Source organism: Brevirhabdus sp. (assembly GCF_052826345.1).
Map to the genome: position 1 here is coordinate 1 of NZ_JBRBUA010000076.1, position 5,220 is coordinate 5,220.

General features: G+C 65.7%; 6 protein-coding genes. 5 read left to right on the forward strand and 1 reads right to left on the reverse strand.

The genetic code is table 11. The features are described 5' to 3' along the window. Positions 1–408: 408 nt before the first annotated feature. Genes ACU0BR_RS09500 through ACU0BR_RS09510 form a run of 3 tightly spaced genes read left to right on the forward strand, consistent with a single transcriptional unit; the run spans position 409 to position 2,662 of the window. Positions 409–705: a virulence factor gene (locus tag ACU0BR_RS09500; protein ID WP_446156599.1), complete on the forward strand. Its 297-nt coding sequence runs from the start codon at positions 409–411 to the stop codon at positions 703–705. Positions 706–731: 26 nt separating this feature from the next. Next, complete coding sequence (locus ACU0BR_RS09505; RefSeq protein WP_446156600.1) at positions 732–1,682, forward strand: methylenetetrahydrofolate reductase; 951 nt, start codon at positions 732–734, stop codon at positions 1,680–1,682. Then, positions 1,679–2,662, forward strand: coding sequence for a methyltetrahydrofolate cobalamin methyltransferase (locus ACU0BR_RS09510; protein WP_446156601.1), 984 nt, complete (start codon positions 1,679–1,681; stop codon positions 2,660–2,662). The genes ACU0BR_RS09505 and ACU0BR_RS09510 overlap by 4 nt, the downstream gene beginning before the upstream one ends. A gap of 121 nt (positions 2,663–2,783) precedes the next feature. Here the strand turns inward: ACU0BR_RS09510 and ACU0BR_RS09515 are convergent, their stop codons facing one another. Further along, complete coding sequence (locus ACU0BR_RS09515; protein WP_446156602.1) at positions 2,784–3,344, reverse strand: hypothetical protein; 561 nt, start codon at positions 3,342–3,344, stop codon at positions 2,784–2,786. 165 nt (positions 3,345–3,509) lie between these two features. Between ACU0BR_RS09515 and ACU0BR_RS09520 the strand changes: the two genes are divergently transcribed. Both ACU0BR_RS09520 and ACU0BR_RS09525 read left to right on the forward strand, forming a co-directional pair. Then, a complete protein-coding gene (locus ACU0BR_RS09520; protein WP_446156603.1) occupies positions 3,510–3,848 on the forward strand; it encodes a hypothetical protein in 339 nt (112 codons plus the stop codon). A 135-nt stretch (positions 3,849–3,983) separates the two neighbouring features. Next, positions 3,984–5,220 (forward strand): ASKHA domain-containing protein (locus ACU0BR_RS09525; RefSeq protein WP_446156604.1); only part of this gene is annotated, 1,237 nt, incomplete at its 3' end.

A 5,220-nucleotide genomic window follows, 5' to 3' on the forward strand; every position in this document is an offset into this window, starting at 1 on the left:
AGAGCGACGCCCCGGCGTAAGTACCTCGGCTCGCTTCTTGCCTCCTATTAATCCACCTTGCCGCTGTGCGTCAGCATCTTCTCGATCGGACGGCGTCTCGCCCGTCGCCTTGTCCACGATGAACTTGGCAAGCTGGTTGGCGTCACGGGGGCGTTTGGGTCTGTCTGTCATGTCCTTAATGTAAGCGTTCCTAGCGGCGAACGCAAAGGTAGCTCACACCCGCGCGAGATGCTCACATTTCAAACTGACCCACTACCGCGCAACCGGCGCCGCTGGCCTGCGATGCGCCGATGCGGTAGAAAGCGTGAAGCAATTGGTCGCATCGCACGCGTCACGTGTCGAAATTCGACTGCGTTCGGCGCGGCCATGCCCCTACAAGCTGGAAAACCACGCGAAAGGAATCGATCCTTGCCTGATGTTACCATCGTCTACTGGAGAGACATTCCCGCCCAGGTCATCGTCGGCAAAGGCCGCCGCGGATCGAAGGTTCAGCTGCCCGAGCGGTTCGAGCAGGCGATCGACCGCTGCGCCATGAGGATCGGCGCGGCCGGCACCGACGCTTATCTGGCGGAATGGCGCAAGGCGCAGGCCTATCCGGTCGATGGCGATCCCGACGACATCGCGCGGAACGAAGCGCAACGGCTTGATCGCGAATACGATCAGGCCCGGATCAAGGCACTGATGGATAACGATGGCTGGTCGTGATCGCGGACAGATTCAGGGAGAGTTTGATGGCACTGTTGAATTTCCGGCGCAAAACCGCGCAGACCGGGCCCGGCGTCTCGGCCCAGGTGGAGGCGCTGTTGCAGGGCTATTCCATCGAGGTCATGCCGCGCACCGCCGAAAAGGTCGCTGATTTCCGCGACCTGCTGCCCGCGGGCACGCGCGTCTACATCGCCCATATCGACGGCACGCCGATCGAAGACATGGTCGCCACCGCGCGCAGGCTGCGCGAGGAAGGCTATCGGGTGATGCCGCATTTCCCCGCGCGCATCATCGCCGACAAGGCCACGCTGGCCGACTGGATCGCGCGCTATCAGGGCGAGGCGGGCGTCGACCAGGCGCTGTTGCTGGCCGGCGGCGTGGCCCAGCCGCACGGGGATTTCGACAACTCCATGCAGCTGCTCGACACGGGGCTGTTCGACAAGGCCGGCTTCCGCCGCCTGCATGTGGCAGGCCACCCCGAAGGCAACAGGGACATCGACCCCGACGGCACCGATGCCAATGTCTCGGCCGCGCTGCGCTGGAAACAGGATTTCTCCGAACGCACCGACGCGCAGATGGCGATCGCCACGCAGTTCTGCTTCGAGGCCAAGCCGGTCATCGCCTGGGCCGAGGCCCTGCGCGAGGCGGGCGTCACCCTGCCCATCCACATCGGCGTGGCGGGACCGGCCAAGTTGCAGACGCTGATCCGCTTTGCCATCGCCTGCGGCGTGGGGCCGTCGCTGAAAGTGCTGCAAAAGCGCGCGATGGATGTGACCAAGCTGGTGCTGCCCTACGAGCCGGACGATTTCATCGCCGAACTGGCCGCGCACCGCGCCGCACACCCCGATTTCAACATCACCAACGTGCATTTCTTTCCGCTGGGCGGGATCAAGGCGAGTGCGGGCTGGGCGATCGAACATGGGGGACGTTCGGCCATTCCGGCCGCGGCCCCGCAATTTCAGAAGGAAGCCACATGACGCGTACCGTCATCGAATCAAAGACCAAAACTGTCATCATCGGCTTTGATGAGCCGTTCTGCGTGATCGGGGAGCGGATCAATCCCACCGGCCGCAAGAAGCTCGCCGCCGAGCTGGAGCAAGGCGATTTCAGCACCGTCGAGCGCGACGCGCTGGATCAGGTGGCCTGCGGCGCGATGGTGCTCGACGTCAATTCCGGCGCCGTGTTCACCAACAAGATGGCCGATGACCCGCGCTATGCCGACAACAATTTCGTCGAGCCGCCGCTGATGCGCGACCTGATCGCCCATATCCAGGCGATGGTCGATGTGCCGCTGTGCATCGACAGCTCGGTCCCCGCCGCGCTGGAGGCCGGGCTCGCCGCATCCGAAGGCCGCCCGCTGCTGAATTCGGTCACCGGCGAAGAGGAACGGCTGGAAGCGATCCTGCCGCTGGTCAAGAAATACAACGTCCCCGTCGTCGCCATTTCCAACGACGACACCGGCATTTCGGAAGATCCCGAGGTCCGTTTCGCCGTCGCCAAGAAGATCGTGGAACGCGCGGCCGATTACGGCATCCCGGCGCATGACATCGTCGTGGACCCGCTGGTGATGCCGGTGGGCGCGATGGCCACGGCCGGGCGGCAGGTCTTCACCCTCGTCGCCAAGCTGCGCGCCGAGCTGGGGGTCAACACCACCTGCGGCGCGTCCAACGTCAGCTTCGGCCTGCCGAACCGGCACGGGATCAACGCGGCCTTCCTGCCGATGGCCATCGGCGCGGGCATGACCTCCGCCATCATGAACCCTGTCCGCCCGGTCGAGATGGAAGCGATCCGCGCGGCGAATTTCCTGATGAACCACGACGACAACGGCGGCGAATGGATCAAGTTCGCCCGCGTGCTCGAAGCGCTGAAGGATGGCACCGCCTTTCCCGACGCGGCCCGCGCCGCGCTGGAGGCGGGATCGGGCGGTCGCGGCGGGCGTCGGCGCCGCCGCGCCTGAGCTTTCGCGCCCCCGAGATACCGAGGGGCCGCGCAAGCGCCGCGGGCTGTGGCCGTGTCCATGACGCCACAGCCCGCGGCACCCCGTCCCGCGGGTGCGGGCCGGGATGGCCCCTGCCCGATCAGTTCATCTTGATCGCATCGGTGGTGAACAGGTAATCCTCGCCCGCGCCGGAATGGCACGCGATGCAGCCTGCATCCGCCCCCTTGGCGACCCGGCCGGCCAGCTGCATGCCCTTGGGATTCTTGTCGAGGCTGCCGTCCGGCAGGTATTTCACCCAGAACCAATCCTGGTTGTCGGCGTCATAGCCTGCTTCGCGGCGGAACATGACCGTCACCGCCCCGAGGTGCTTGTCGGGCTCCCCCAGGACCTGGTCGATCGTCACCCCCTCGGGGCCGTAATTGCGTTTGACGATCAGATCGCCGGTATGCCCGTCCACCGTCGCCTTGGTGTAGAATGTCTCCAGCATCTTGCCGTGCGGCTCCACCCCCTCATAGGGGAAGGAGCGGATCGCATCGGGCCCGACCATGTTGTTGGCCTGCATGACCTCCCACAGCATCGCGGCGTAATCGGTATCCGCCGTGGTGCCGAAGGGCGCGTCCTGCGCGCTGAGCGGCCCGGCGGTCATCAACATGAGGGCCGCCGTTTTCGCCGCGGCTTTCGCAATGAATTGCACTTTCATCTGATTGATCCTTTCCCTGTTGTTCGAAACTGCCGAAAAAGCGTAACGCAGCTTCCCGCGCGGGAGCGTTCACCATTTTAAACGCCGTCTCACAAAGTCGTTGGTTTCAATTGAGCGGCTCCCGGGCCGATACTGGGCCGCAGCAGCACGGGAGCGCGCACCGATATGATCGCCCTTTTCTCATCCATTTTTCTTGCACTGGGCTTTGGCGCCGCCCCCGCGCGGGCTGATACGGCGTCCGAGATCTGCGTGATCAACGACAGCGATCGCCCGCTGCTGTTCGCGGCCGATCCACGCCAGGGCGCGCGCCTGCTTGCGCGCCTTGCCCCGCGGGACCGTCTTTGCGCCGGTGATGCGGGGCAAGGCGGCGTGGTGAGCGTCTATGCCGACGCCGCCGCGATGGAGGGCTGCTCGCGCCTGGTCGGGCCCGGCGGGCAGGACAGCCTGCTGCGCTATGCCGAATTCGACCGTTGCGCCTGGAGCTCCAATACCGTCGCCCGGTGACCCCGTCATCGCTTGGCGCCGTCCCTTTCCCCCGATACGGAGCCATGCCGCATTCATCGCCGATTAAGGCGCAGATCGGCTTTTACTCCGCGCGTGATTGTCTATGGTGCGCTCAACAGCGCAGGGGGTTTTGCCATGAACGAAAAGCCATTGGTCATCTTCACCCCGTCGGGCAAGCGGGGACGGTTCGAAAAGGGCACCCCGGTGCTGACCGCGGCGCGACAGCTGGGCGTGGATCTCGACAGCGTATGCGGCGGGCGGGGCATCTGTTCCCGCTGTCAGGTCACGCCGGCCTATGGCGCCTTTTCCAAGCATGGGGTGACGGTCGCCCCCGACGCGCTGTCCGAATGGAACGCGGTCGAGGAGCGCTACAAGCAAAAGCGCGGGCTGATCGACGGGCGCAGGCTTGGCTGCCAGGCGCTGATCGAGGGCGACGTGGTCATCGACGTGCCGCCCGAAAGCCAGGTGCACAAGCAGGTGGTGCGCAAGGCCGCGACCGCCCGCAGGATCGTGATGGACCCCGGCACCCGGCTTTATTACGTCGAGGTGGCGGAGCCTGACATGCATGAGCCCTCCGGCGATCTGGAGCGCCTTGCCGAGGCGCTGGAGCAGCAATGGCAGATCAGCGGCCTGCAGGCCGGTATCGATGTATTGCACAAGCTTCAGCCCGCCCTGCGCAAGGGCGACTGGAAGGTCACCGTCGCGCTTTACCGCGATCATAACGGCGGGGTGCCGCGGCTGCTCGATATCCGGCCCGGCTTTTTCGAGGGGCCGCTTTACGGGCTGGCCATCGACCTTGGCTCCACCACCATCGCGGCGCATCTGTGCAACCTGACGGACGGGACGGTGAAACTGTCCTCGGGCGTCATGAACCCGCAGATCCGCTTTGGCGAGGATCTGATGAGCCGCGTGTCCTATGCGATGATGAACCCCGGCGGCGACCGGGAGATGACGCGCGCCGTGCGCGACGCGATCAACGCGCTGATCACGTCCATCGCCGCCGAGGCGGAGGTCGACGCCGCCTGCCTGGTGGAGGCCACCATCGTCTGCAACCCTGTGATGCACCACCTGCTGCTGGGCATCGACCCGGTCGAGCTGGGACAGGCGCCCTTCGCGCTCGCGCTGTCGGAGGCGCTGTCGATCCCGGCGCGCGACATCGGGCTGGAGGCGATGAACGGCGAGGCGCGGCTGTATCTGCTGCCCTGCATCGCGGGCCATGTGGGTGCGGACGCCGCCGCCGTCGCCCTGTCGGAAGAGCCCTATAAATCCGATGATCTGGTCCTGGTCGTCGACGTGGGCACCAACGCCGAACTGCTGCTGGGCGACAAGACCCGCGTGTTGGCCTGTTCGTCGCCCACCGGGCCCGCCTTCG